This is a genomic window from Stenotrophomonas sp. STEN087 (assembly GCF_056759115.1).
Genome location: NZ_JBRRCR010000002.1, coordinates 1 through 26,263, shown reverse-complemented (window position 1 = coordinate 26,263; position 26,263 = coordinate 1). Strand labels below are relative to the sequence as shown.

Sequence of the window (26,263 nt, the reverse complement as noted above, 5' to 3'; positions counted from 1 at the left end):
CGAAGATCCGCTCACGAACCCCGGCCTGGCCGGGGTTCGTCGTATATGGGCCCGGCTGACGTAGCATGGGCCACGGACCGCTGCCGCTGGGGCGCGGCTGCGTCGGGGTAGACGAAGAATGGAAGCACTGATCGTCCTGTTGGTTCTGGCCCTGCTGGCGATACCGCTGCTGCTGGTGGTGGCGCTGGTGATGATTGCCGGCCTGCGCCGGCGCGTGGCCGCGCTGGAAGGCGCACTGGCCGAGGGCATCACGGCCGTCGCCGCCCCGCTGCGTGAAGCCGAGGCTCCCGTGCCACCGGCTCGGCCGGCCGCCGCCGCTGCCGAGACCAGCGAACCGCCGTTCCTGCGCCCGGCCGCTGCCGCGCCGCCCCCGGTCCGGCCCCCCGAACCCTCCGTTGCGCCGCCCGCACCGGCACCCGCCGCACCGCCGCCGGTACCGGCATGGCCGCCATTGCCAGCGGAACCGGCGATGCCCAACGTGATCGAACGCGCCGTGGGCGCGGTCAAGCGCTGGTTCACCGAAGGCAACGTGCCGGTGAAGATCGGCATGCTGGTGCTGCTGGCCGGCGTCGCCGCGCTGTTGAAGTACGTCAGCGACCAGGGGTGGCTGGTGGTGCCGATCGAGCTGCGCCTGGCCGGCATTACCGTTGGCGCACTCGGCCTGCTCGGTTTCGGCTGGCACCAGCGCGAACGCCGCCGGTTGTTCGCGCTGGCCCTGCAGGGCGGCGCCATCGGCGTGCTGCTGCTGACCATCTTCGCCGCGTTCAAGCGCTTCGAACTCATCAACCCCGGCTTCGCCTTCGCCAGCTCGATCCTGCTGGTGGCGGGCCTGTGCGTGCTGGCCGTGGTGCAGAACTCGCGCACGCTGGCGGTGCTCGGCATCCTCGCCGGCTTCATGGCGCCGCTGTGGCTGTCCACCGGCAGCGGCAACCACGTGGGCCTGTTCAGCTACTACGCGGTGCTCAACGCGGGCATCTTCGCCATCGCCTGGTTCCGTCCGTGGCGCGCGCTCAACCTGCTGGGTTTTGCCTTCACCTTCGGCATCGGCACGTTCTGGGGCGTGCTGCAGTACCGCGCCGACAAGTTCGCCAGCACCGAGCCGTTCCTGCTGCTGTTCTTCGCCTTCTACCTGCTGATCCCGCTGCTGTACGCACGCCGCCAGCCGGCCGAGCGCCGCGACCTGGTCGATGGCAGCCTGGTGTTCGGCACGCCGCTGATCGCGTTCTCGCTGCAGGCCGGCATGCTGCACGAGCAGCCGATGACGCTGGCGCTGTGCGCGCTGGGCCTGGCCGCGATCTATGCCGTGCTGGCGCGCGCGCTGATCCACCGCGCCTCGTACAGCGTGCTGGCGCAGTCGCACGCGGTGCTGGCCGTGGGCTTTGCCACCCTGGCGGTGCCGCTGGCGCTGTCGGCGCGCGCCACCGGTGCGGTGTTTGCGCTGGAAGGCGCGGGCCTGGCTTGGCTGGGGCTGCGGCAGCAGCGCTGGCTGCCGCAGGTGGCGGCTGCGCTGCTGCAGCTCGGCGCCGCGTTCGCGTTCGTGGTGGGCGCCGACTACTGGCACGGCGACACGCGGTTCCTGCTCAACCCCACCGCCATCGGTGCGCTGCTGCTGGCCGTGGCCGGTTTCGCCAGTGCGTGGAGCTACCAGCGCCGCGCGCGGCATGACGTGGCCGTGGTTTATTACCTGTGGGGCCTGCTGTGGTGGCTGGGCGGATTCGTCCATGAGATCGGCCGCTTCATCGAGCACGCGGCGCAGGCCGACGCGCTGTTGGTGCTGGCGGCGGTCACCGCCTGGCTGGCGGCCGAGGTGCAGCGTCGCCAGCCGGCCCGCGCGCTGGGCATGACCGCACTGGTGATGCTGGCCGCCGGCTTCCCGCTGGCCCTGCTGCAGAGCGATGCGCACCAGCAGCCGTTTGCCGGTTACGGCGCGCTGGGCTGGGCGGTGTTCGCCGTGCTGGGCGTGCGCACCCTGCTGTGCCTGCGCCAGGGCGGCGACGGTGTGGCCCGTATCGCCCAGTTCCTGTGGTGGCTGCTGTGGCCGTCGCTGCTGTCCCTGCTTGCGCTGTGGGGCGGCGATACCGCGCACCTGGCCCAGGGCTGGAGCGCGCTGCTGGTGACCCTGCCGTGGCTGCTGCTGGCGGCGTTGTCGCTGTGGCGCTGGACGTGGCTGCGCTGGCCGCTGGGTGACGCCTTCGATGCTGCGCGCGTGGCGCTGCAGAGCGTGGTGTTCGGCGTGCTGGCCTGCGCCTGGTGGATCGGCATCACCCTCGCCGGCGATGCCGCACCGCTGCCGTGGCTGCCGGTGCTGAACCCGGCCGAGCTGGCGCAGTGGCTGAGCCTGCTGCTGGCCGCGCGCTGGCTGTTCGGCGGCCAGGCCCCGGCGCTGTTGCAGCGCCTGCGCGTGCCGCTGCTGGCGCTGGCCGGGTTCATCGCCCTGACCAGCACCGTGCTGCATGGCGTGCACCACTGGGGCGGTGTGCCCTGGGCGCCGTCGATGGCCCGCGAGAGCCTGGCCCAGACCAGCCTGACCGTGCTGTGGAGCGTGCTCGGCGTGATCGCCTGGGTCTGGGGCTCGCGCCGGGGCCAGCGCGTGCTGTGGATGGTGGGCGCCGTGCTGATGGCCGTGGTGCTGGCCAAGCTGGTGCTGATCGACCGCCAGCACCTGGGCAACCTGCTGGGTATCGCATCGTTCATCGCCTACGGCCTGCTGTGCACGGTCGTGGGCTATCTGGCGCCGGCGCCCCCGGGCACCGCGCCGACCGTGGAGAACACGCAATGAAGAAGTGGAGCACGGCATTGCTGCCGATGTTGCTGGCGCTGGCTGGCGTCGCATCGGCGCAGGCCACCGATTACCGCGCGCACTATGCCGAACAGTGGCCGTTGAGCCTGTCCAGCGCGCAGTCCGGCGCCTACCGCGTGGTGCTGGAACCGGCCATCTACCGCCGCGCCGGCAGCGCCGATCTCAGCGACCTGCAGGTGTTCAACGCCGCGGGCCAGGCGTTGCCCTCCGCGCTGCTGGCCCCGGACCAGCCGCTGGCGCAGCCGCCGGTGCAGCGCGAGCTGCCGTGGTTCGCGCTGCCGCCGTTGGCCGAAGCGCAGCGCAATGACCTGCAGCTGCTGACCGAGCGCGACACCGATGGCCGCGTGCGCCGGGTCGAAGCGCGCGTGGGCGGCGGTGCCGTGGCGAACGGGCAGGGTGGTTGGCTGATCGATGCCAGCGTGCTGGGCCAGCAGCCATTGGCCGCACTGGTGCTGGACTGGGCCGACAGCGGGCAACCGCTGCAGGCGCAGGTACAGCTGGATGCCAGCGACGACCTGCAGCACTGGCGCGCGGTCGCGCGCGATGTGCCGCTGGTGGATCTGCAGCGCGCCGGCAAGCGCCTGCTGCAGCGCCGCCTGCAGGTGGATGGCAACGCACGCTACCTGCGCGTGCTGCCGCAGGGCGACGCGCGCCTGCCGGCCCTGCGCAGCGTGCTGGCCGAACTGCCGCCGGCGCCGGCGACGTTGCCGTGGGAGTGGCTGTCGCTGGAACCCACTGCTGCCGGCAAGGGTGAATACACCTTCGAACTCGATGGGCGGTTCCCGGTCAGCAAGGCCGACGTGGCCAGCACCGACAACAGCCTGGTGCAGTGGACGCTGTACAGCCGCGACGATGCCGATGCGGAATGGCAGCGTCGCAGCGCACCGTGGATCGCCTACCAGGTGCAGCAGGGTGCAGTGGGCCAGCGCCAGCAGTCGGCCGCGCAGAGCCTGGGCGGCATCTGGCGCGACCGTTACTGGAAGCTGGTGGCCAGCCCGGTGGAAACGGCCGCGGTACCGACCCTGCGCCTGGGCTACCAGCCTGAAGTGATGGTGTTCCTGAGCCAGGGCGCGGCGCCGTACGCGCTGGCCGTGGGCAGCGCCACCGCACGCCGTGCCGAAGCGCCGATCGCGGTGCTGATCGAGGAACTGCGCCAGCGCAACGACCCGTCGTGGCAGCCGACGCTGGCGCGGCTGGAAGGCGGCCCGGAGACCCTGGCTGGTGATGCAGCGTTGAAGCCGCAGCGCGACTGGAAGGCGTGGTTGTTGTGGGCGCTGCTGGGGTTGGGCGTGCTGGTGGTGGGTGGCCTGGCGGTCAGCCTGCTGCGGCAGAAGCCTGCGCCTTCGGCGTAGGGTCCGGCGAACGGCGCAGCCCCTCGTGGGTGGGCGGTTGGTAGAGTCGACTGTTAGTCGACTGGCCTTGCGAGGTAGGCCGGGCGGGTGGGCTGGGCAGGGGACGCCGTGAACCCATCCATGGGGGCTTGGCCGCGGCATCCATGCCGCGGACACCCCGGCCCACCCCCAGCACCAAGAAGCGCCAGCGCTTTGGCTGTTGCTGTTGCAGTTCGCTGTTGCCGTACGCCTCTGCCTGCCGCAGGCATCGCCACCCGATACAATGCCCGTCTGCCGTAACCGGCATCCTGTCCCCGAGCCAAAGAGTTGCCCATGTCCATCGTCCGCATGACCGACCTCGACCTCTCCGGCAAGCGCGTGCTGATCCGCCAGGATCTGAACGTGCCGATCGAGAATGGCCGCATCACCTCCGAACAGCGCATCACCGCTTCGCTGCCGACGCTCAAGCGCGCGCTGGAGCAGGGTGCCGCCGTGATGGTCACCTCGCACCTGGGCCGCCCGAAGGAAGGCGTGTGGAGCGAAGCCGACTCGCTGGCGCCGGTCGCTGCGCGCCTGTCCGAGCTGCTCGGCCGCGAGGTTCCGCTGGTGCGCGACTGGGTCGACGGCGTCGACGTGCAGCCGGGCCAGCTGGTGCTGCTGGAAAACTGCCGCATGAACGTCGGCGAGGGCAAGGATGACGAAGCCCTGTCCAAGCAGTACGCCGCGCTCTGCGACGTGTTCGTGATGGATGCCTTCGGTACCGCGCACCGCGCCCAGGCCTCCACCCACGGCGTCATCTGCTTCGCCCCGGTCGCCGCCGGTGGCCCGCTGCTGATGGCCGAGCTGGACGCGCTGGCCAAGGCGCTGGATGCACCGGCCAAGCCGCTGCTGGCCATCGTCGCCGGCAGCAAGGTCAGCACCAAGCTGGAACTGCTGGCCAACCTGGTCGGCAAGGTCGACCAGCTGATCGTCGGTGGCGGCATCGCCAATACCTTCATCGCCGCCGCCGGCTACAACGTGGGCAAGTCGCTGTACGAACCGGACCTGCTGGATACCGCGAAGAAGATCGTGGCCGATGCGCAGGCACGTGGCGCGGCCATTCCGCTGCCGGTGGACGTGGTCACCGCCAAGCAGTTCCTGCCCGATGCCGCCGCCGAAGTGAAGGCCGTCGACGCCGTGGCCGAGGATGACCTGATCCTGGACATCGGCCCGCAGACCGCCGCGCAGTACGCGCAGCTGATCGAGAAGGCCGGCACCGTGGTCTGGAACGGCCCGGTCGGCGTGTTCGAATTCGAAGCCTTCAGCAAGGGCACCGAAGCGCTGGCCCGTGCCATCGCCAGCTCCAGGGCGTTCTCCATCGCCGGTGGCGGTGACACCCTGGCGGCCGTCGACAAGTTCGATATCGCCGGTGATGTCAGCTACATCTCCACCGGTGGCGGCGCGTTCCTGGAATTCCTGGAAGGCAAGACCCTGCCGGCCGTGGCTGCGCTGGCCGCACGCGGCGCATGAGCGCCGATCTGCGTGCTGACGGAGAAGAGCGTGCAACGCTCTTCTTCGACATGGATGGCACCCTGATCGATTCGGAAGTGGGCATCACCACCTGCATCGCCTATGCGCTGCAGAAGATGGGCCAGCCGGTGCCGCCGCAGGAAGCCCTGCTGGGCTGGATCGGGCCGTCGCTGCGCACCACCTTCGGCCCGCTGTTCGGCGACGACGTGCGGGTGGAGGAGGCCGTGGCCTTCTACCGCGAGCGTTTCGACGCGGAAGGCTGGCGCGAGCACACGATCTACCCGGACATCGAAACGACCGTACGCGCGCTGCATGGCCGCGGCCACCGCCTGGCGGTGGTAACCGCCAAGAACGAGCCGCACGCGCGGCGCATCGTCGAGCACCTGCCGTTCGGCAGCCTGTTCGATGAGGTGATCGGTTCGACGCCGGACGGCTCGCGCAGCAGCAAGCCGCAGCTGGTCGGCGAGGCGCTGCAGCGCCTGCAGCTGCAACCGGCGCAGTGCTGGATGATCGGCGACCGCCGCATGGACATCGAAGGCGCGCGCCACCACGGCCTGCGCAACGTGGGCGTGCTGTGGGGCTTCGGCGGCGAAGCCGAGCTGACCGAGGCCGGTGCCGGCCACCTGGCCCGCGAACCGGCGCAGTTGCTGGCCCTGCTGGCCTGAACGGGACCGGGGTCGGATCCCTTTCCCGCGGAAAGGGCTCCGGCCCCGTTGTTGCCATGCCCGGCGGGCGCCGCACGCCCGCCGGCCAGCCTATGTCCGGAACATGTCCGTTCGATGTCCCGCAGAGTCAGGCGCCCCAAGGCTGTAACCGTATACATGGGGCGTGAAGGATGTGCTAATTTCCCACCTTTAACGGGAGAGGCCCATTCACCATGTTCGAGCGTCAGCGTCGCACCAAGATCCTAGCCACCCTCGGTCCGGCGACCGACCCGCCGGGCGTGCTGGAGGATCTGTTCCGCGCAGGCGTGAACGTGGTTCGCCTCAACTTCAGCCACGGTGACCCGTCCGGCCAGGCCAAGCGCGCCGCCGACGTCCGTGCCGCCGCAGCCCGCGTGGGCGTGGAAGTGGGCATCCTGGCCGACCTGCCGGGCCCGAAGATCCGCATCGAGCGCTTTGCCGAAGGCAAGGTGTACCTGAAGGCCGGTGACCGCTTCGACCTGATCGCCAGCGACAACGCCGGCCCGGGCGATGCCAGCCAGGTGGGTGTGAGCTACCTCGGCCTGCCGCAGGACGTGGGCCCGGGCGATGTCCTGCTGCTCGACGATGGCCTGATGCAGCTGCAGGTGGTTGAAGTGCAGGGCGAGCGCATCATCAACACCGTGCTCAACGATGGCGCGCTGTCCGACCGCAAGGGCCTGAACAAGCAGGGCGGCGGCCTGTCGCTGGGCGCGCTGACCGAGCGCGACAAGGAACTGATCGGCATCGTCGCCAAGATCGGCGTCGACTTCATCGCCGTGTCCTTCTGCCGCAACGCGCAGGACATGAACGATGCGCGCGAGATCGCCGAATCGCACGGCTGCTACGCCGCGCTGGTGTCGAAGATCGAGCGCACCGAAGCCATCGAGAATCTGGAAGAGATCGTCGAAGCCAGTGACGTGGTGATGGTGGCCCGTGGCGACCTTGGCGTGGAAATCGGCGATGCCGAACTGCCGGGCCTGCAGAAGAAGATCATCAAGGCCTCGCTGGCGCAGAACAAGGTGGTGATCACCGCCACGCAGATGCTGCAGTCGATGGTGGAAAGCCCGATCCCGACCCGTGCCGAAGTGCTGGACGTGGCCAACTCGGTCATCGACGGTACCGATGCGGTGATGCTGTCGGCTGAAACCGCCGCCGGTGCCTACCCGGTGAAGGCGGTCGAAGCGATGGCCCGCATCTGCCTGGGTGCCGAGCGCCAGTTCCAGACCGAGACCGACTTCAACGCCTCGCCGCGCAACCTGGAACGTGCCGACCAGGCCATCGCCATGGCCACCATGTTCCTGTCGCAGCACGTGGGCGTGCGCGCCATCGTCGCGATGACCGAATCCGGTGGCACCGCCCGTTACCTGTCGCGTTTCCGCGCCAAGGCACCGGTGTTCGCGGTCACCCGCCATGACGGCGCCCGCCGCCAGATGGCGCTGATGCGCGATGTGTACCCGATCAACTTCGACAGCCGTGGCCTGACCCCGCGCGAAGCCGCACGTGGCAGCATCCGCCTGCTGGTGGAATCGGACCTGCTGCAGGCCGGTGACCGCGTCGTGTTCACCAGCGGCGAGCACATGGAAACCCTGGGTGCGACCAACACCCTGCGCCTGCTGGAAGTGGGCGAAGACGGCCGCGCCAGCGGCCTGGGCGATCTGTAAGCCCTGACGGTATCGGGTCGGCGCTGCCGATCCGGGGTCAGAGCCCCTGCGGGGATCTGACCCCACGCCGACCTGGGGGCGCAGGACATCGTTTGTCCTGCGCAGACATGGAAGCGTTTCCATCCTGTCCTCCACGGCGAGGCAACGGGCAGCGGGGCTATACTTACGTTTTTCCCGCACCCGCCACAGGAAATACATGAGCATCGAACAGCTGGCTGAAACCGCCCAGGCCATGGTCGCCCCGGGCAAGGGCATCATCGCGATCGACGAATCCACCGCTACCATCGCCAAGCGTTTCGCCGGCGTCGGTATCGAGAACACCGAGGAGAACCGTCGTGCCTACCGCGAGCTGCTGCTGACCACGCCGAAGCTCAACGAGCACATTTCCGGCGCCATCCTGTACGACGAAACCATCCGCCAGTCGACCAAGGACGGCGTGCCGTTCGCCAAGTACATGGCCGACCACGGCATGATTCCGGGCATCAAGGTGGACAAGGGTGCACACCCGCTGGCCGGCTGCCCGGGCGAGCTGGTCACCGAAGGCCTCGACGGCCTGCGTGAGCGCCTGCAGGAGTACTACAAGCTGGGTGCGCGCTTCGCCAAGTGGCGTGCGGTCATCAACATCGGCGACAACACCCCGTCGGGCACCTGCATCGAGTCCAACGCCCACGCGCTGGCCCGCTATGCCGCCCTGTGCCAGGAATGCGGCCTGGTGCCGATGGTCGAGCCGGAAGTGATCATGGACGGTGACCACGACATCGAGACCTGCTACGAAGTCACCGAAGCCACCCTGCGTTCGCTGTTCGACGCGCTGTACCAGCAGAACGTGCTGCTGGAAGGCACCATCCTGAAGGCCTCGATGGTCATCTCCGGCAAGGGCTGCGATGAGCAGGCCGACGCCGAGGAAGTGGCTGAATCGACCGTGATGTGCCTGAAGAGCACCGTGCCGGCGATCCTGCCGGGCGTGGTGTTCCTGTCCGGTGGCCAGACCGACGAGCAGTCGACCGAACACCTGAACGCGATGAACCAGCTGGGCAACCTGCCGTGGCCGCTGAGCTTCTCCTACGGCCGCGCCATGCAGCAGGCCGCGCTGAAGCTGTGGGCCAAGGACATGAAGGGCAACTACGCCGCTGCCCAGAAGACCGTGTACGAGCGCGCCAAGGACAACGGCCTGGCCGCGCTGGGCAAGTGGAACGGCTGAGCCGCCCGCTTCCCCGCATGAGGTAACACCGCAGACGCCGGCACCATGCCGGCGTCTGCTTTTGTGGGTATCGTTGCTGCTCCTTCGCGCAGGGCCTGTGCGCGCGGGATGTCCGCCAGGGCCAGGGAGAGGTTCAATGCGTACCACCGCGATCGCGCTGTCCATCGCCACGGTGCTGTCCGTGGCAGGCTGCAGCCGCATCGGCCAGCCTGCGCCGACGCCCAAGGCGCCGGTCCTGCAGTTCGACAAGCCCGTGTCCGGCGAGATCACCTCGCGCAGCGGCATGAATTTCAACGATGGCAGCCACTACCAGCTCTACCAGATCACCGTGCAGGACAAGCAGCGCGTCGGCATCACGCTGACCGGCACCGTCCGCGGTGCGATGACCGTCTTCCACGACGGCAAGGTGGTGGCCCGCAGCCGCACCCACTACGAGGGCAGTGACGTTGCCGTCGCGTTCCGTGCCGAGGGCGGCGGCAGCTACCAGGTGGCGGTGAACGCCAATGCGCCGGAAACCTATGGTCCTTTCCGGCTGCGCGCGGAAGTGCTGAAGCCCCATGACGGCTCGCCGATCATCAACGCGGGCCATGTGTCCGACCTGCTGCTGGAGTCGTCGCAGGCGTACACGCTGCAGGTGGACACGGCCGGCCTCTACACCATCGACCTGCGTTCGGACGTGTTCGACACCCTGCTGGCGCTGGAGGGCGAGGGCCAGGATGCCGAGAACGACGATGGCGGCGAAGGCAGCGATTCGCGCCTCAGCCTGCTGCTGCAGCCGGGCCGCTACACGCTCAACGTCAGCAGCCTGGATGAGGAGGAGAACGGCGCGTTCACCCTGGATGTCCAGCGCAGCAACGCGCCGGCCGCGATGGTCGAGCAGGACGGCACGACACTTCCAGCGCCGGGCAGCGTGTTCACCACGCTTGATGGCGAAGGCCGCCGGCGTTTCCTGCTGCGCCTGGACGCGCCGAAGCAGGTGCAGCTGGATGCGGTGTCCAGCCAGGTCGACACCGTGCTGCGCCTGGTCGGCGGCGATATCGACATCGAGGACGATGACGGCGGCAACGGCACGGACGCGCGCCTGCAGGAGACGTTGCCGGCCGGCCACTACACGGTGGACGTGTCCAGCGTGGAGGGCGATTCCGGCCTGGTGGAGCTGCGCATCCAGTAGATCCACGCCATGCGTGGATGGCCTTTCATCCAACTGCGCTGCCGCACCTCAATGCGCGGCGACGTACCCGGCATCACCCAGCGGCGGCAGCGGCAGGATGCGTTCGGCCTCCACCGCCTGGCCGGCCGCACTCAGCGCCTGCTGGTAGGCCTTCGCCGTGGCGGTATTGAACGCCACCAGCACGATGCGCATCGGCTGCGCATGGCTGCGCTGCCACGCCAGCGTTTCGGTCACCGCCACCTGCGCGGCCTGGTACAGCGGGTAGCCGTAGACGCCGCAGCTGATGGCCGGGAACGCGATTGACTGCACGCCCAGCGATTCGGCCAGCTGCAGCGATTTCCAGTAGCAGTTGGCCAGCAGGGCGGGTTCGTCGCGTTGGCCGTCATGCCAGACCGGGCCGACCGTATGCAGCACGTGCCGCGCGGGCAATGCATAGGCGTCGGTGGCACGCACTTCACCGGTCGGGCAGCGCACACCCGGGCGCAGTTCCGGCAGGCGCTCGCACTCGGCCAGCAAACCTGGGCCAGCCGCACGGTGGATGGCACCGTCCACACCGCCCCCGCCGAGCAGGGTTTCGTTGGCCGCGTTGACGATCGCATCCACCGCCAGGGTCGTGATGTCGCCCTGCCACACTTCGATCTTCATGCGTCCGTCTCCTGCCTGTTGTTGTTGCGCGCCGTGCCCGCGCTGGCTGCACCCACCGTAGTGGAGAGGGCATCCATGCTGCGTCATGACCGTCTCACGCGCTGCGATTACGGCCTTCACGCACGATGGGGGCAATAACCTTCACGCAGGCTGAAGCAGAAAGGGGTCAGATCCTTTTCCGCATGGAAAAGGCTCTGACCCCTGTCGTTGGTCCACGCAGGTGAGGTCAGAGCCCTTTCCCTGCGGGAAAGGGATCCGACCCCGTGCCGCTTACGGCAGGCCGGCCAGCCAGTCGTCGTCGGAACCTTCGTTCACATCGGCGAACAGCGGCGTGGAGAAATAGCGTTCACCGGTGTCCGGCAGCATCGCCAGGATCACCGAACCCGGTTCGGCGCGGGCAGCTACGTCCAGCGCGCTGGCGAGCGTCGCGCCGGCGGAGATGCCGACGAAGATGCCTTCCTCCGCCGCCAGGCGGCGCGCGGTGGCGATGGCGCGGTCGTCCTCGACGGTGAGCAGTTCATCGACCACGTCGCGGTTGAGCACGTCCGGCACGAAATCCGGGGTCCAGCCCTGGATCTTGTGCGGCTTCCAGTCATCGCCCTTCAGCAGGGCGGCGCCGGCCGGTTCGGTTGCCACGATGCGGGTCTGCGGGCGGGCGACCTTCAGCACTTCGCCGACGCCGGTGAGGGTGCCGCCGGTACCCCAGCCGCTGACAAAGTAGTCCAGGCGCTTGCCGGCGAAGTCGCGCAGGATCTCCGCCGCCGTGGTGTTGCGGTGATAGGCGGGGTTGGCTGGGTTGGCGAACTGGCTGGCCAGGAACCAGCCATGCTCTTCGGCCAGCTCGCGCGCCCTGCGCACCATGCCGCTGCCGCGTTCGGCGGCCGGGGTCAGGATGACCTTGGCGCCATAGGCGCGCATCAGCTTGCGGCGCTCCACCGAGAAGGTCTCGACCATGGTGGCGACGAATTTGTAGCCGCGCGCGGCGGCGACCATCGCCAGGGCCACGCCGGTGTTGCCCGAAGTAGCCTCCACGATCGTGTCGCCGGGCTTGAGCAGGCCGCGTTCCTCGGCGTCGAGGATGATGGCCAGCGCCAGGCGGTCCTTCACCGAGCCGCCCGGGTTGAACGACTCGACCTTGGCGTACACGGTGACGCCCTGCGGGGCCAGGCGCTGCAGTTTGACGATGGGGGTGTTGCCGATGGTGTCGAGAATGGAGTCGTACAGGGCCATGGAAGCGCTCCGGAAGCGGGCCGCGCCGGGGGCCGGCGGGCGGAAGGGGGAGGCTGGCCGTTCAGGCCAGCGGCTGCCGGCTGACCGTAGCGCCGGCTTATGACGCCCGGAAATGACCAGATACCTTTCTTAAACAACGTTTGGTTATAAGCTGGTGATGGCAATAGACCCTAGAGTGGACCTCCGCCCCCCGCGCCCCCGCCCGCCATGACGCTTACCCAGCTCCGCTACCTGGTCGCCATCGCCGACGCCGAGATGAACATCACGCTCGCGGCCTCGCGCGTGCACGCCACCCAGCCTGGCTTGTCCAAGCAGCTCAAGCAGCTGGAGGATGAGCTGGGCTTCCTGCTGTTCGTGCGCAAGGGGCGCAGCCTGGAATCGGTCACCCCGGCCGGTACCGAAGTGATCTCCCGCGCCCGTGCGGTGCTGGCCGAGGCCAACAACATCCGCACCTATGCCGCCAACCAGCGGCGCGAAAGCCAGGGCCAGCTGATCCTGACCACCACCCACACCCAGGCGCGCTTCGTGCTGCCGCCGGCGGTGGCGGCGATCAAGCAGGCCTACCCGCAGGTGAGCGTGCACCTGCAGCAGGCCGGTGAGGCTGATGCGCTGGACCGCCTGAACCAGGGTGATGCCGATATCGCGATCATCAGCACGGCCGGTGGCGAGCCGACCGATGGCATCGCCGTGCCGCTGTTCCGCTGGCGCCGGCTGGTGGTGGTGCCCAAGGGCCACCCGCTGGACCGTGCCGGCCGCGCGCCGGACCTGGCCGCGCTGTCCCGCCAGCCGCTGATCAGCTACGAATCCTCCACCCGCCCCAATTCCTCGCTGCAGCGCGCGTTTGCGGCCAACGGGCTGGTGCCGGACCTGGCGCTGACGGCGCTGGATGCGGACCTGATCAAGACCTATGTGCGCACCGGCCTCGGCGTCGGCCTGCTGGCCGAGATGGCCGTGAGTGCCAACGACGAAGACCTGCGCGCGTGGCCGGCGCCGGAGCCGATCACCGAGTGCATTGCGTGGGCGGTGCTGCCGCGCGACCGGGTGCTGCGCGATTACGCGCTGGAGCTGGTGCATGTGCTGGCACCGCAGATTGATCCGCGCGACCTGCGGCGGGTGCTGGATGGCAACCAGGCAGCTGCGTGGCCGGTGCCGCCGACGTGGGAGTCGCTGACCCAGACCATCACGGTCTGAGGGGTGGGTTTTCGGCAGGGCTTGCAGCCCTGCACCTGCCGGTAGTGCCGGCCGCTGGCCGGCAACCTCAAGAGCAACAGCGGGCATTCCGTGGGATGGCGGGGCACTGTGGGTGTGCGGGGACGCCGTAAACCCATCCATGGGGGCTTGGTCGCCGCATCCATGCGGCTCACACCCCGCAAACCCACAGTGCCCCGCCTTCGACAGGTTCACGCGGCTGTTGGGAACTGCCGGTGGTGGGTGCCGACCGTTGGTCGGCACAACTGTTGGATATCGAATGAATTCATCCACGCATGGCGTGGCTCTACTGCGACAGGCTGGTGGTAGGTGTCGACCTTGGTCGACACGATTTTTCCATCAGATATCGAAATTCTTCTGGGGTCAGAGCCCGTTGCGCAGCAACGGGATCCGACCCCGTGCCGTACCGACAGATCGCGGCCAACTGTCGAAGGCGGGGTGGGTCCGGTTAAGGGGGGCGTGAGCCGCATGGATGCGGCGACCGAGCTTACATGGACGTACTTGCAGCGTCCCCTCAACCGGACCCACCCCGCCATCCCACGGAATGCCGGCTTTTGAAGTTGACGTTGCCTTGGCTCGAAGCAGGTGCAGGGCTGCAAGCCCTGCCAGGACAAAAAAAACAGGGCCGGACCCCGCCAGGGCCGACCCCCGCCTGGCGCCCTCTGCCAAGCAGCCTCGACTGTACGATGACAACGCACGACAAAGTGCGGCCGGATACATCCCGACATACGCCGACATTGCGCCCCCGAGCCTTGCATGGAACGGGTTCACGGCGCCACCGCAGCGCCGGTTCCACGCCGGTAAACGCTTGGCACATACCGCTTTCGCAGGCGCTTGCCTACACTCGGCGGCCATGCAACAACCAGGACCTTTCATGTTGGCTCGTATTGCTTCGACCCTGGCCCTTGGCCTCAGCCTGGCCGTCCTGGCCGGGTGCGCAGGCAAACAGGAGGCCGCCGCGCGTCGGCAGGGCGAAGCGGTGCCGGTCACCGCCCAGGTCGTGCAGCCCTCGCAGTGGAACGACACCCTGCAGGCGCTGGGCACGGCCAAGGCCCGTGAATCCATCAGCGTCACCGCCAAGGTCAGCGAGATCGTCGACCGCGTGCACTTCGAAAGCGGCCAGCAGGTCGCCGCCGGTGCGCCCATCGTGACCCTGCGCGGGCAGGCCCAGGAGGCGGCGCTGGTGCAGGCGCAGGCGACCTTCCACGAAGCCGACCAGCTGTACAAGCGGCAGCGCGAGCTGGCCACCCAGCGCCTGGTCTCCAGCGCCACCCTCGATACCCAGAAGTCGATCCGCGACGCCGCCGAAGCGCGCGTGGCGCAGATGCAGGCGGACATCGGTGACCGTCGCGTGCGTGCACCGTTCGCCGGCGTGCTCGGCATCCGCCAGGTCAGCCCGGGCACGCTGCTGACCCCGACCACGGTCATCGCCACCCTCGATGACATCGAGCGCATGCACGTCGATTTCCAGGTGCCGGAAGTGGAAATGGCCGCGCTCTCCAACGGCGACAAGGTCAGCGCGACCAGCGTCGCCTGGCCGGGCCGCACCTTCGAAGGCGAAGTGACCACCATCGATGCACGCGTCGATCCGGCCACGCGTGCGGTGACCGTGCGCGCCGACTTCGCCAACGCCGACCACGCGCTGCGCCCGGGCATGCTGCTGGACGTGCGCCTGTTCCGCCCCGAGCGCCCGGCGCTGGTGGTGCCGGAAATCGCTGTGGTGCAGGTCGGCCGCGATACGTTCATCTACCGCATCAAGGCCGACGACACCGTCGAACGCGTTGATGTGACCACCGGCGCGCGTCGTGCCGGCGTGGTCGAGATCCGCCAGGGCCTGCAGGGCGGCGAGCGCATCGTCGTCGACGGCACGGGCAAGCTGCGCGCCGGCCTGAAGGTCGCAGCCACCGACGCCGCGCCGGCCAGCGGCACCGCACCGGTCAAGTCGCCGGCTGCCGCACCGGCCGCAGCACCGGCCGAGGGCAACGGCGGATGAAACTGTCGGACATTTCCATCCAGCGGCCGGTGTTCGCCGTGGTGATGAGCCTGCTGCTGGTGGTGCTGGGCATCATGTCCTTCACCCGCCTGACCCTGCGTGAGCTGCCGGCCATCGATCCGCCCATCGTCTCGGTGTCGGTGGACTACACCGGTGCTTCGGCGGCGGTCATCGAAAGCCGCGTCACCCAGGTGCTGGAAGATGCGCTGGCCGGCATCGAAGGCATCGACACGATCAACGCGCGCAGCAGCAACGGCCGCTCGCAGGTCAGCATCGAATTCACCTCCAACCGCGATATCGAAGCGGCCGCCAACGACGTGCGTGATGCGGTCAGCCGCGTGGCCGACCGCATGCCCGAGGAGGCGCGTCCGCCGGAAATCGCCAAGGTCGAGAGCGATGCCGATCCGATCATCTGGTTCAACATGTCCTCCACAACGATGGACACGCTGGAACTGAGCGACTACGCCGACCGCTACGTGGTCGACCGCTTCTCCAGCCTGGACGGCGTGGCCCAGGTCCGCATCGGTGGCCGCCAGCGCTATGCGATGCGCATCTGGCTGGACCGCGACCAGCTGGCCGCGCGCGGCCTGACCACCGGCGACGTGGAAACCGCGCTGCGCAACGAGAACGTGGAACTGCCGGCCGGCCGCATCGAATCGACCGACCGCGACTTCACCCTGCGCGTCGAGCGCAACTACGTGAAGCCCGAGGATTTCGCCACCATCCCGCTCGGCAAGGGCAGCGATGGCTACGTGGTGCGCATGGGCGACGTGGCCAAGATCGAGCTGGCCTCGGCCGAACGCCGGGCGTATTTCCGCAGCAACGGTGAACCCGGCGTCGGCCTGGGCATCGTCAAGACCTCGACCGCGAACTCGCTGGACGTGGCCCGCGCCGCGCGCGCTGAAGCAGAAAAGATCGCCGCGACGCTGCCCGAAGGCACGCAGATCGTGGTCACCTTCGACAACACCACCTTCATCGAAGCGGCCGTTGACCGCGTCTACGCGACCCTGGTCGAAGCGATGCTGCTGGTGCTGGCGGTCATCTGGCTGTTCCTGGGCAGCTTCCGCGCCGCACTGATTCCCGCGGTGACCGTGCCGGTCTGCCTGGTCGCGGCCTTCATCGCGCTGTACGCCTTTGGTTTCTCGATCAACCTGCTGACCCTGCTGGCGCTGGTGCTGTGTATCGGCCTGGTGGTGGACGACGCGATCGTGGTCGTGGAAAACGTGCAGCGCCGCATCGACCTCGGCGAACCGCCGCTGGTCGCCTCCAAGCGCGGCACCACCCAGGTCGCCTTCGCGGTCATCGCCACCACCGCGGTGCTGGTGGCCGTGTTCCTGCCGGTCGGTTTCCTGGAAGGCAACACCGGCCGCCTGTTCCGCGAACTGGCCGTGGCGCTGGCTGCAGCGGTGGCGCTGTCGGCGTTCGTCGCGCTGACGCTGACCCCGATGATGGCCTCCAAGCTGCTCAAGCCGCATACCGGCCACGCGCCGCGCGGCCTCTACGGTGTCATCAACCGCAACCTGGAACGCCTGGCGTCCGGCTACGGCCGCGTGCTCGACCATCACGTCGACCGCCTGTGGATCTACCTGGTGGTGATGGCGCTGGCGCTGGCCGCCAGCTGGGGCCTGCTGAAGATCCTTCCGTCCGAGCTGGCCCCGGCCGAAGACCGCGGTTCGTTCCAGATCATGATCGACGGCCCGGAAGGTGCCGGCTACGACTACACCGTGCAGCAGGTGCAGCAGGTCGAAGCATTGCTGGCGCCGCATGTGGGTGCCGACAAGCCGATCGTGCGGGCCAACCCCCGTGTGCCGGGCGGGTGGGGATCCAGCGAGGAAATGCACACCGGCCGCGTCAGCGTGTTCCTGCAGCCGTGGCGCCAGCGCACCGAAAACACCGTGGACGTGGCCAACGAGCTGCAGAAGGAACTGGACACCCTGCGTGGCGTGCGCGTGCGGACCCAGGTTGGTGGCGGCCTGGTGCGCAGCGGCGGCCAGCCGTTCCAGATCGTGCTGGGTGGCCCCGAATATGCCGAGATCGCGCAGTGGCGTGACCGCATCCTGATGCGCATGGCCGACAATCCGGGCCTGGTCAGCCCCGATTCCGATTACAAGGAAACCCGTCCGCAGATGCGGGTGAACATCGACCGCCAGCGTGCGGCCGACCTCGGCGTGCCGGTCACCGCGATTGGCTCTGCGCTGGAAACCATGATGGGCTCGCGTCGCGTCACCACCTTCGTCGACAACGGCGAGGAGTACGACGTGCTGGTGCAGGCCGGCCGCGATGGCCGCGCCAGCCCCGCCGACCTGGCCGCGATCCGCGTGCGCGCCAACTCCGGCGAACTGGTGCCGCTGTCCAACCTGGTCACCCTCAGCGAAGTGGCCGAGGCCGGCACCCTGAACCGCTTCAACCGCCTGCGCTCGATCACCATCAGCGCCGGCCTGGCCCCCGGCTATCCGCTGGGCGAGGCCATCGCCTGGGCGCAGCAGGTCACCCGCGAGGAGCTGCCGCAGTACGCGCAGATCAACTGGAAGGGCGAGTCGCGCGAATTCCAGAGCGCGGGCGGCGCGGTGCTGCTGACCTTCGCCATGGCCCTGCTGGTGGTGTACCTGGTGCTGGCCGCGCAGTTTGAAAGCTTCATCCATCCGCTCACCATCATGCTGACCGTGCCGCTGGGCGTGCTCGGCGCGCTGGTCGGCCTGTGGGTGAGCGGCGGCACGGTGAACCTGTTCAGTCAGATCGGCATCGTGATGCTGGTCGGTCTGGCGGCCAAGAACGGCATCCTGATCGTCGAGTTCGCCAACCAGCTGCGCGATGACGGCCGCACCGTGCGTGCGGCCATCATCGAATCGGCCGTGGTCCGCCTGCGCCCGATCCTGATGACCTCGATCGCCACCGTGGTCGGCGCCATCCCGCTGGTGGTGGCCGGCGGCCCGGGTTCGGCCAGCCGCGGCACCATCGGCATCGTGATCATCTTCGGCGTCACCCTGTCCACGTTCCTGTCGCTGTTCGTGGTGCCGGCGTTCTACGCACGCCTGGCTCCGTACACCCGTTCGCCGGAAGCAGTGAAGCGCGAACTGGAGAAGCAGGAAGCCGAATCGCCTTCGGTCGGCGGCCATGCCTGACCGGCGCGCCAGTGGGGTCGGATCCCTTTCCCAAGGGGAAAGGGCTCTGACCCCAGACCAGCCCGCCGAAGGGGTCGGATCCCTTTCCCACAGGGAAAGGGCTCTGACCCCAAGCCAGCCCGCCGAAGGGGTCGGATCCCTTTCCCACAGGGAAAGGGCTCTGACCCCAAGCCTGCAGGGCGAAGGTTTCACCCTGCGCCCCTGGCACGCCGGCGACCTCGCATCGCTGCTGCACCACGCCAACGACCCCGCTGTCTCGCGCGGCCTGCGTGACCGCTTCCCGTACCCGTACACCCGCGAGGACGGCGAGGCCTTCCTGGCCGGCCGCGTACTCGCTCCCGGCACCCTCAACCTGGCCATCGAGATTGACGGTCACGCCTGCGGCAGCATCGGCGCGCAGCCAGGCACGGCCGAGCGCGGGCATACCGCCGAACTGGGCTACTGGCTGGGCCAGGCGCAGTGGGGGCAGGGCGTGATGACCCGCGTCGTGGCCCTGTTCGCCCCCTGGGTGATGGACGAGCTGCGCCTGTTCAGGCTGCAGGCCGAGGTGCTGGACTTCAACGAAGGCTCGGCCCGCGTGCTGCTGGCCAACGGCTTCGCCGAAGAGGGCACTGCCCGCTGCGCCGTCTACAAGCGCGGCGTTCTGCACGACCTGCGCCGCTTCGCCCGGGTACGCACCCAGCTGCCCTGAGCCGCAGGGGTCAGATCCCTTTTCGCGAGAAAAGGGCTCTGACCCCCAAATTGCCGAACTGGATAGCCGGGGTCAGGGCCCTTGCGCGGGGCGCAAGGGATCCGACCCCGTTTGTTCTGGCGCTACCGCAGCGACCTTCGATCAGGGAGAATCGGTCCCGTCCCTTCCAGCCGACGGGACGTCCTCACAACCCGCCGACTGGAGAGAGCGCGCGTGGAAGCTACCGTACATTTCATCAACAGCATCATCTGGAGCAAGGCACTCATCGCCGTGTGCCTGGGCGCCGGCCTGTTCTTCAGCCTGCGTACCCGCTTCATGCAGCTCCGCGGCTTCTTCGAGATGTGCCGCCTCACCGTCAAGGGCGAGAAGTCCGACGCCGGCGTGTCTTCCTTCCAGGCCCTGGCCATGTCGATGGCCGGCCGCATGGGCATCGGCAACATCGCTGGCGTGGCCACTGCCATCGCCTTTGGCGGCCCCGGCGCCATCTTCTGGATGTGGGTGATGGGCTTCTTTGGTGCGTCCACTTCGTATGTGGAATGCACCCTGGCGCAGATCTACAAGACCAAGGATGCCGATGGCCGCTACCGCGGTGGCCCGGCGTACTACATCGAAAAGGCCATGGGCCTGAAGTGGTATGCGCTGGCGTTCGCCATCGCCACGATCATCGCCGCTGGTTTCCTGATGCCGGGCGTGCAGGCCAATGCCATCGCTGACAGCGTCATCAACGCCTGCCGCGGCACCGCCGTGTGCGGCCCGCTGGACGGCCAGATGCTGGGCATGAGCTCGGTCGAAGCGCTGAAGCTGGGCATCGGCATCGCCGTGGCCCTGCTGCTGGGCGTGGTCATCTTCGGTGGCGTCAAGCGCATCGCCAACTTCGCCGAAGTGGTGGTGCCGTTCATGGCGGCCGCCTTCATCCTGATGGCCATCGTCATCATGATCATCAACTACGACCGCGTGCCGGAAATGTTCGGCATCATCTTCGACAGCGCGTTCGGCACCCATGCCGCGTTCGGCGCGATGATGGGCCTGGCGGTGGAGTGGGGCATCAAGCGCGGCATCTACGCCAACGAAGCCGGCCAGGGCTCGGGCCCGCACGCGGCTGCCGCGTCGGAGGTCTCGCACCCGGCCAAGCAGGGTTACGTCCAGGCGTTCGCCATCTACTTCGACACCATGATGGTGTGCACTGCCACTGCGTTCCTGATCCTGGCCAGCGGCACCTACAACGTGTACTCGCCGGTGGAAGGCGCCGCCCCGATCTTCCAGGGCCTGGCTGGTATTCCGGAAGGCGCCGGCTATGCGCAGGCGGGCGTGGAAGCGGTGCTGCCGGGTTGGGGGGCGGCGTTCGTCTCGATCGCCATCTTCTTCTTCGCCTTCACCACCATCATGGCCTATTACTACATGGCCGAAACCAACCTGACCTACGTCAACCACAACAGGAAGCGCCCGCTGACCGTGCTGGTGCTGCGCCTGGGCATCATCGCCATGGTCGTGTTCGGCGCATTCCATAATGCGACCCTGGCCTGGGCGCTGGGTGATATCGGCGTGGGCCTGATGGCCTGGCTGAACATCATCGCCATCCTCATCATCCAGAAGCCGGCCATGTTGGCGCTGCGCGACTACGAACGACAGAAGAAGCTGGGCCTGGATCCGACGTTCGACCCTGATGCCCTGGGCATCAAGAACGCGGACTTCTGGCGCCAGCGCAAGCAGGAGAGTGTGTAAGTGAACAACCCTTGGAACAACCGCCGTCCGTCCGCCCGTCCGCCGCGCGCAACGCCGTTGCCGCGCGCGGAGGTGCCGGCTACCGGCGGTGGCGGTGGCGGCCGCGGCGGCAACGATGAGCTGCGCCTTTTCGGCCTGAATGCCGTGCTGGCCGCCTTCGAAGCGCGCCCGCAGGCGCTGCGCAAGCTGTACCTGCTGGAGGCGCGCATTCCGCGCCTGCAGCCGCTGCTGAAGTGGTGTGTCGCCAACCGCGTGGGCTACCGCGTGGTGGAGGACGGCGACCTGAACAAGCTGGCCGGCACCACCCACCACGAAGGCGTGGTGGCCGACGTGCTGCGTGCGCCGGTGCTGCCGCTGGCGCAGTGGCTGCAGCAGGTGGGCGAAGGCCCGGCGCTGGCGCTGTGGCTGGATGGCGTGGGCAACCCGCACAACCTGGGCGCGATCCTGCGTTCGGCTGCGCACTTTGGCGCGAAGGCCCTGCTGCTGCCGGCCGGCAGCACGCTGGCCCTGTCCGGTGCCGCCGCACGCGTGGCCGAAGGTGGCGCCGAGGCCCTGCCGCTGGTGCAGCTGCCCGATGACGCGACTGCCATGGCGCAGCTGCGTGCTGCCGGCTTCGGCCTGGCCGCGACCCTGGTCGAGGGCGGCCAGGACGTGTTCCGCGCCGAACTGCCGGCGCGCCTGGTGTACGTGATGGGTGCCGAGAGCGAGGGCATGGACCGCGCGCTGGCCAGCCAGTGCGACCAGCAGGTCTCCATCCCCGGCAGCGGCGCGGTGGAAAGCCTCAACGTCGCCTCGGCGACGGCGGTGCTGCTGGCACAGTGGGCCAGCCGCCGCGGCTGAGTGCCCGGATCGGGGTCAGAGCCCTCGCCACAGGCGAGGGATCCGACCCCAGATGGTTGAACCGCGGGACCGGGGTCGGATCCCTCGCGCACGCGAGGGCTCTGACCCCAGGCAGTTGCTAAGCATGCTTTGCAATCCGCAACGCCTGCTGGTCATTTGAAACTTTCCTTATTGGTCCGCCATTTCCGGCGACGCAGGGTGGAACTCCATCCCTCGTTGTAACCGGAGTGGCTGTCATGTCCCACCTGCAACGCACCCTGTCCGTCTCCCTGCTGCTGGCCTGTGCAGCCAGTGCCAGCGCCCGTGCTGATGCCAACGAGCACAGCCTGGAAAACATAAATTTCATGGGGCCGTTGATCACCCCCAATCCCGCCGGCCTGCCGCAGGGCCGCTGGTTCCTCGAACCCTACCTGGTCCGCGTCGACAGCAACGCGCACTACGATGCCGACGGCGAGCGCCAGCGAAGCGCGCAGGACAGTGGTGCATGGGCCGTGGTCATGCCGGTGATGTACGGCTTCAGCGACCGGCTGATGGGCCAGATCAATCTCAGCGCCTCGCGCGCCGAATCCGGCAGCGGGCAAAGCGGCGGCTTCCGTGCCGGTGATACCACCGCCCGCCTGCAGTACCTGCTGCAGGCGCCGAATGCCGATGGCACCCGGCCCGCGGTGTCGCTGGCGCTGACGCAGCGCTTCAGCACCGGCAGCCACGACCGCATCAGCGGCAATCCGCTGGATGCACAGGGCAATGGCGTGCAGCGCACCACCCTGGCGCTGGGCGTGCAGCAGGTGGTGTGGATGCCGAACGGACGACCACTGCGCTGGCGCGGGCAGCTGATGGCCGGGCCTGCGCCCGCGCGTACGGCACTGTCCGGCGCCAGCATCTACGGCACCGGAGCGGGCTTCCAGGGCCACATCGCGCGAGGCTCGGTGCTGGGGTTTTCGGTGGCCGGCGAGTACAGCTTCAACGACCGTTGGGTGGGAGTGATGGAAGTCGCCGCCAGCCGCGAAACCGGCCAGCGCCTGATCGGCTTCGTGCCCACCGCCGACGGCAACGGACGTCATGTCAATGAACTGCGCCCGGCCAGCCGCTCGCTGACCCTGGCGCCCGCGGTCGAGTACCACTTCAGCCCGTCGCTGGGCCTGATCGCCGGCGTCGAGTTCACCGTGGCCGGCCGCAACACCGGTCGCATCGTCAGCCCCCAGGTCGCCCTGGGCGTGTTCTTCTGAGGGGCTGGCACATGATGAGTATCGAATCGATCGTCAACGTCCTGCTGGGCATCATCTGGAGCCCGTGGCTGGTCGTGCTCTGCCTGCTGGCCGGCCTGTATTTCAGCGTGCGCACACGCTTCATCCAGCTGCGCGCGCTGCCGGACATGCTGCGCCTGATGTTCCGCCACGAGCGCTCCGCCGCGGGCGTCTCACCATTCCAGGCGTTGTCGTTGTCCCTGTCCAGCCGGGTCGGCGTCGGCAACATCGCCGGTGTCGCCATGGCCATCGCATTCGGTGGTCCGGGCGCGATTTTCTGGATGTGGATCGTCGCCTTCCTCGGTGCCTCCAGCGCCTTCATCGAATCGACGCTGGCGCAGATCTACAAGGAGCGCGATGCCAGCGGCCAGTACCGTGGCGGCCCGGCGTACTACATCGAAAAAGGGTTGGGCCAGCGCTGGTATGCGGTGCTGTTCGCGCTGGTCACCGTGCTGGCCGGGGCGATGCTGGCGGGCACGCAGTCCAACGCCATCACCAGCGCGGTTAACGAGGCCTGGGGCATCCCGGTGGTGGGCACTACGGCGGTGCTGCTGGCCATCCTGGCGGCCGTGCTGTACGGCGGTGTGCGCCGCATCGCGCGGGTGGCCGAGTGGGTGGTGCCGATCATGGCCGTGGCCTATCTGCTGGTCGCGGCCGTGGTCATGGTCATCAACGCGGACAAGGTCCCCGAGGTCTTCGCGCTGGTGCTGCGCAGCGCGTTCGGGGTGGACGCCGCGTTCGGCGCGATGATCGGTACCGCCATCCAATGGGGCGTGCGTCGCGGCGTGCTGTCCAACGAGGCGGGCATGGGCAGTGGCGCGCATCCGGCTGCGGCGGCGGAAGTCTCGCACCCGGTCAAGCAGGGCCTGGTGCAGTCGTTCTCGGTCTACATCGACACCATGGTGGTGTGCAGCGCAACGGCGTTCCTGATCCTGTCGACCGGGCTGTACAACGTCTACGACCCGGCCGTGAACGGTGTGCCCGACGAGGCGCGCCTGCTGCTGGCCAACCTGCCGGGTGTCGAGGCCGGTCCTCGCTTCGTGCAGCATGCGGTGGAATCGGCGCTGCCGGGCTTCGGCAAGTCGTTCGTCGCGCTGGCGATCCTGCCGTTCGCGTTCACCACGATCCTGGCGCTGTATTACATGGCCGAAACCAACGTCAGCTACCTGTGCCGCGATCGTCCCGGACGCGTGACCGTCACCGGTTTCCAGCTGCTGTTCCTGGCCGCCACCGGCTATTCGGCGGTCAACACCGCAACGGTGGCCTGGGCACTGGGCGATATCGGCGTGGGCATGATGAGCTGGTTGAACATCATCGCCATCCTGTTGCTGCAACGGCCCGCTCTGGCGGCACTGCGTGATTACGAGCAGCAGAAGCGCAGGCAGCGTGATCCTCTGTTCAATCCGCAGACGATCGGCGTGCGCAACACACGGGTCTGGGAGAGCTGAACGAAAGCGGGGTCAGAGCCCTCGCCCAAAGCGAGGGGTCTGACCCCGTGACTTCACCGCGACCGGGGTCGGATCCCTCGCGCATGCGAGGGCTCTGACCCCAACCACATCACCGCATCACTCGTTCGGCGGCGTGGTCGCCTTGGCTTCACTGCCGAAGCTGCCATCGGCCTCGGCCGCCAGGTAGGCGAACACGGTGTAGGCGGCCACGTTCTGCGCAAGCGCCTTCGGGTCGATCTTGTCCAGGGTGTCGTCAGCGGTGTGGTGCAGGTCGAAGTAGTCCGAGCCGTCCTGCGCCAGCCATGCCCACGCGCCGCCCTTGGCGGCCAGCGGGCCGACGTCCGGGCCCGGGCCGCCCTTGTCGGCCATGTACTCGATGCCCAGCGGCTTCATCACTTCAGCAATCTGCGCGGTGGCTTCGCGCGAACCTTCCGGGTTCGGCGATCCGGTGTTGAACGCGTAGATGCGGCCGGCACCGAAATCGCTCTCGGCGGCCAGCTGGTGGCGCGCCACGTCCTTGGCATGGGCTTCGGCGTAGGCCTTGCCGCCGTACAGGCCCTGTTCTTCGTTGGCAAAGGCGACCACGCGGATGGTGCGCTTGGGCGCCTGCTTGAGCTGGCCGATGAGGTGGCCGGCGGCCATGGTGATGCCCACGCCCGCGCCGTCATCGATGGCGCCGGTGCCCAGGTCCCAGGAATCGAGGTGACCACCGATCACCACTACTTCCTTCGGCAGGCTGCGCCCGGTGATTTCACCGATGACGTTGTACGAAGTGGCGGTGCCATCCCAGCCGCAGTCCAGGGTCACCTTCACGGTGGTGCTGCCGCGTGCCACCAAGCGCGCCAGCTGGTCGGCATCAGGCACCGACAGCGCAGCCGACGGCACCGGGGTCAGGCCGTCGTCGTAACGGGTGATGCCGGTGTGCGGCACGCGGTGCGAATCGGTCCCGGCCGAGCGCATCAGGAAGCCGACCGCACCCTTGCGGATCGCCTCGGACGGGCCCTTGCTGCGAATCGCGCCGCCACGGCCGTAATCACGGCCATCGCGGAACGGCAGCATCTGGTAATCGACGAAGGCGATCTTGCCCTTCAGCGAGCCTTCCGGCGCAGCCTTCAGCGCGGCGAGGTCGGCAAAGCGAACGACTTCGGCTTCGACGCTGCCGCCCGGGCTGCCACCCAGCGCGGTGATCTGCAGCGGCTGCTGGTGCTTGCCGGTCACGGCGGCGTGTTCACTGCGGCGTTCCCACTTGGGGAAGGTCACCGGTTCCTTCCATACCTTGTCGAAACCGAGTGCCTTGAACTTGGCTTCGGCCCAGGCCACGGCGCGGGCATCGGCTTCGCCGCCAGCGATGCGCGGGCCGATCTCGGTGGTCAGCGATTCGACCACCTTCCAGCCGGTGTCATCGGCCAGCGCCTGGTCGCGCAGCTGGGCGGCCGTGGCCAGCGAGGCCGGGGGCAGGGTGGTGGTGCGCGGCGCCGCAAAGGCCGGCGCGGCCAGCAGGGCGAGGGAGGATGCGATGGCAAGGACGCGGCGACGCATGGACAGCTCCGGGAAGGGAATCAGCCTCGGAGCTTAACAGCCGTTCAGTGCCGCGCATGGGTGGGAGGTCACGGTGGCGGCGAACGCTGTTTTCCGGCCATGACCGGCAAAGCGGTAGCGGCCGGGCCAGACCCGGGGGGGGGCCCCAAACCCCTGGGAGGCCCGGGCAGGGCCCGGGGGGCCCAGTTAAAAGATGACCCCCCACGCACCCCCCCAGGCACACA

At 68.5% G+C, this 26,263-nt stretch carries 18 protein-coding genes; 15 read left to right on the top strand and 3 right to left on the bottom strand.

What is annotated here, in order from left to right; genetic code table 11:
* Positions 1 to 118 precede the first annotated feature (118 nt).
* The 7 genes from ACVOK1_RS00820 (at position 119) to ACVOK1_RS00790 (ending at position 10,356) form a co-directional block, all read left to right on the top strand.
* Positions 119 to 2,779, top strand: a complete 2,661-nt coding sequence (locus ACVOK1_RS00820; protein ID WP_481560757.1) for a DUF2339 domain-containing protein — start codon at positions 119 to 121, stop codon at positions 2,777 to 2,779.
* Positions 2,776 to 4,152, top strand: coding sequence for a DUF3999 domain-containing protein (locus tag ACVOK1_RS00815; RefSeq protein ID WP_481560756.1), 1,377 nt, complete (start codon positions 2,776 to 2,778; stop codon positions 4,150 to 4,152). Before ACVOK1_RS00820 ends, ACVOK1_RS00815 begins: the two co-directional genes overlap by 4 nt.
* Positions 4,153 to 4,464: 312 nt before the next feature.
* Positions 4,465 to 5,640, top strand: coding sequence for a phosphoglycerate kinase (locus ACVOK1_RS00810; RefSeq protein ID WP_481560755.1), 1,176 nt, complete (start codon positions 4,465 to 4,467; stop codon positions 5,638 to 5,640).
* Positions 5,637 to 6,305, top strand: coding sequence for an HAD hydrolase-like protein (locus ACVOK1_RS00805; protein ID WP_481560754.1), 669 nt, complete (start codon positions 5,637 to 5,639; stop codon positions 6,303 to 6,305). Before ACVOK1_RS00810 ends, ACVOK1_RS00805 begins: the two co-directional genes overlap by 4 nt.
* Before the next feature lie 212 nt (positions 6,306 to 6,517).
* Positions 6,518 to 7,984 carry a pyruvate kinase gene (gene pyk / locus ACVOK1_RS00800; protein WP_406234923.1) on the top strand — a complete coding sequence of 489 codons (1,467 nt, stop codon included), beginning with the start codon at positions 6,518 to 6,520 and terminating at the stop codon, positions 7,982 to 7,984.
* 196 nt (positions 7,985 to 8,180) lie between these two features.
* The gene (locus ACVOK1_RS00795; RefSeq protein ID WP_108769822.1) at positions 8,181 to 9,185 is read left to right on the top strand and encodes a class I fructose-bisphosphate aldolase; all 1,005 of its coding nucleotides are present in this window, start codon (positions 8,181 to 8,183) and stop codon (positions 9,183 to 9,185) included.
* Between the two features lie 136 nt (positions 9,186 to 9,321).
* On the top strand, positions 9,322 to 10,356 hold the full coding sequence (locus ACVOK1_RS00790) for an ABC transporter substrate-binding protein (RefSeq protein ID WP_481560753.1): 1,035 nt from the start codon (positions 9,322 to 9,324) through the stop codon (positions 10,354 to 10,356).
* 48 nt (positions 10,357 to 10,404) lie between these two features.
* On the opposite strand, the gene ACVOK1_RS00785 is transcribed toward ACVOK1_RS00790, so the two are convergent.
* Together ACVOK1_RS00785 and cysK are read right to left on the bottom strand one after the other, a co-directional pair.
* A complete protein-coding gene (locus ACVOK1_RS00785) occupies positions 10,405 to 11,001 on the bottom strand; it encodes an O-acetyl-ADP-ribose deacetylase (RefSeq protein WP_108769820.1) in 597 nt (198 codons plus the stop codon).
* 270 nt (positions 11,002 to 11,271) lie between these two features.
* A complete protein-coding gene (gene cysK / locus ACVOK1_RS00780) occupies positions 11,272 to 12,231 on the bottom strand; it encodes a cysteine synthase A (RefSeq protein WP_481560752.1) in 960 nt (319 codons plus the stop codon).
* 207 nt (positions 12,232 to 12,438) lie between these two features.
* Here cysK and ACVOK1_RS00775 point away from each other — a divergent pair, with 207 nt between their 5' ends.
* From ACVOK1_RS00775 to ACVOK1_RS00740, 8 genes are all read left to right on the top strand, one after another.
* Positions 12,439 to 13,422 carry a LysR family transcriptional regulator gene (locus ACVOK1_RS00775; protein WP_108769818.1) on the top strand — a complete coding sequence of 328 codons (984 nt, stop codon included), beginning with the start codon at positions 12,439 to 12,441 and terminating at the stop codon, positions 13,420 to 13,422.
* Positions 13,423 to 14,314: 892 nt separating this feature from the next.
* A complete protein-coding gene (locus tag ACVOK1_RS00770) occupies positions 14,315 to 15,433 on the top strand; it encodes an efflux RND transporter periplasmic adaptor subunit (RefSeq protein WP_481560751.1) in 1,119 nt (372 codons plus the stop codon).
* On the top strand, positions 15,430 to 18,555 hold the full coding sequence (locus ACVOK1_RS00765; protein ID WP_481560750.1) for an efflux RND transporter permease subunit: 3,126 nt from the start codon (positions 15,430 to 15,432) through the stop codon (positions 18,553 to 18,555). Before ACVOK1_RS00770 ends, ACVOK1_RS00765 begins: the two co-directional genes overlap by 4 nt.
* The gene (locus ACVOK1_RS00760; RefSeq protein ID WP_481560749.1) at positions 18,548 to 19,246 is read left to right on the top strand and encodes a GNAT family N-acetyltransferase; all 699 of its coding nucleotides are present in this window, start codon (positions 18,548 to 18,550) and stop codon (positions 19,244 to 19,246) included. Before ACVOK1_RS00765 ends, ACVOK1_RS00760 begins: the two co-directional genes overlap by 8 nt.
* 213 nt (positions 19,247 to 19,459) lie before the next feature.
* Positions 19,460 to 20,968 (top strand): alanine/glycine:cation symporter family protein, encoded by a 1,509-nt coding sequence (locus ACVOK1_RS00755; RefSeq protein ID WP_481560748.1) that lies wholly within the window; start codon positions 19,460 to 19,462, stop codon positions 20,966 to 20,968.
* Positions 20,969 to 21,808: a TrmH family RNA methyltransferase gene (locus ACVOK1_RS00750; RefSeq protein WP_406234932.1), complete on the top strand. Its 840-nt coding sequence runs from the start codon at positions 20,969 to 20,971 to the stop codon at positions 21,806 to 21,808.
* Between the two features lie 236 nt (positions 21,809 to 22,044).
* Positions 22,045 to 23,034 carry a hypothetical protein gene (locus ACVOK1_RS00745; RefSeq protein ID WP_481560747.1) on the top strand — a complete coding sequence of 330 codons (990 nt, stop codon included), beginning with the start codon at positions 22,045 to 22,047 and terminating at the stop codon, positions 23,032 to 23,034.
* A gap of 14 nt (positions 23,035 to 23,048) precedes the next feature.
* Positions 23,049 to 24,500, top strand: coding sequence for an alanine/glycine:cation symporter family protein (locus ACVOK1_RS00740; RefSeq protein WP_481560746.1), 1,452 nt, complete (start codon positions 23,049 to 23,051; stop codon positions 24,498 to 24,500).
* A 117-nt stretch (positions 24,501 to 24,617) separates the two neighbouring features.
* Here the strand turns inward: ACVOK1_RS00740 and ACVOK1_RS00735 are convergent, their stop codons facing one another.
* Positions 24,618 to 26,039 carry a M28 family peptidase gene (locus tag ACVOK1_RS00735; protein ID WP_481560745.1) on the bottom strand — a complete coding sequence of 474 codons (1,422 nt, stop codon included), beginning with the start codon at positions 26,037 to 26,039 and terminating at the stop codon, positions 24,618 to 24,620.
* Positions 26,040 to 26,263 lie beyond the last annotated feature (224 nt).

Coding starts and splice junctions, on each gene's coding strand:
- ACVOK1_RS00745 (WP_481560747.1), top strand. CDS start 22,045: ATGTCCCACCTGCAACGCACCCTGTCCGTCTCCCTGCTGCTGGCCTGT.
- ACVOK1_RS00795 (WP_108769822.1), top strand. CDS start 8,181: ATGAGCATCGAACAGCTGGCTGAAACCGCCCAGGCCATGGTCGCCCCG.
- ACVOK1_RS00820 (WP_481560757.1), top strand. CDS start 119: ATGGAAGCACTGATCGTCCTGTTGGTTCTGGCCCTGCTGGCGATACCG.
- ACVOK1_RS00805 (WP_481560754.1), top strand. CDS start 5,637: ATGAGCGCCGATCTGCGTGCTGACGGAGAAGAGCGTGCAACGCTCTTC.
- ACVOK1_RS00735 (WP_481560745.1), bottom strand. CDS start 26,039: ATGCGTCGCCGCGTCCTTGCCATCGCATCCTCCCTCGCCCTGCTGGCC.
- ACVOK1_RS00785 (WP_108769820.1), bottom strand. CDS start 11,001: ATGAAGATCGAAGTGTGGCAGGGCGACATCACGACCCTGGCGGTGGAT.
- ACVOK1_RS00740 (WP_481560746.1), top strand. CDS start 23,049: ATGAGTATCGAATCGATCGTCAACGTCCTGCTGGGCATCATCTGGAGC.
- ACVOK1_RS00810 (WP_481560755.1), top strand. CDS start 4,465: ATGTCCATCGTCCGCATGACCGACCTCGACCTCTCCGGCAAGCGCGTG.
- ACVOK1_RS00760 (WP_481560749.1), top strand. CDS start 18,548: ATGCCTGACCGGCGCGCCAGTGGGGTCGGATCCCTTTCCCAAGGGGAA.
- ACVOK1_RS00765 (WP_481560750.1), top strand. CDS start 15,430: ATGAAACTGTCGGACATTTCCATCCAGCGGCCGGTGTTCGCCGTGGTG.
- cysK (WP_481560752.1), bottom strand. CDS start 12,231: ATGGCCCTGTACGACTCCATTCTCGACACCATCGGCAACACCCCCATC.
- ACVOK1_RS00775 (WP_108769818.1), top strand. CDS start 12,439: ATGACGCTTACCCAGCTCCGCTACCTGGTCGCCATCGCCGACGCCGAG.
- pyk (WP_406234923.1), top strand. CDS start 6,518: ATGTTCGAGCGTCAGCGTCGCACCAAGATCCTAGCCACCCTCGGTCCG.
- ACVOK1_RS00790 (WP_481560753.1), top strand. CDS start 9,322: ATGCGTACCACCGCGATCGCGCTGTCCATCGCCACGGTGCTGTCCGTG.
- ACVOK1_RS00815 (WP_481560756.1), top strand. CDS start 2,776: ATGAAGAAGTGGAGCACGGCATTGCTGCCGATGTTGCTGGCGCTGGCT.
- ACVOK1_RS00770 (WP_481560751.1), top strand. CDS start 14,315: ATGTTGGCTCGTATTGCTTCGACCCTGGCCCTTGGCCTCAGCCTGGCC.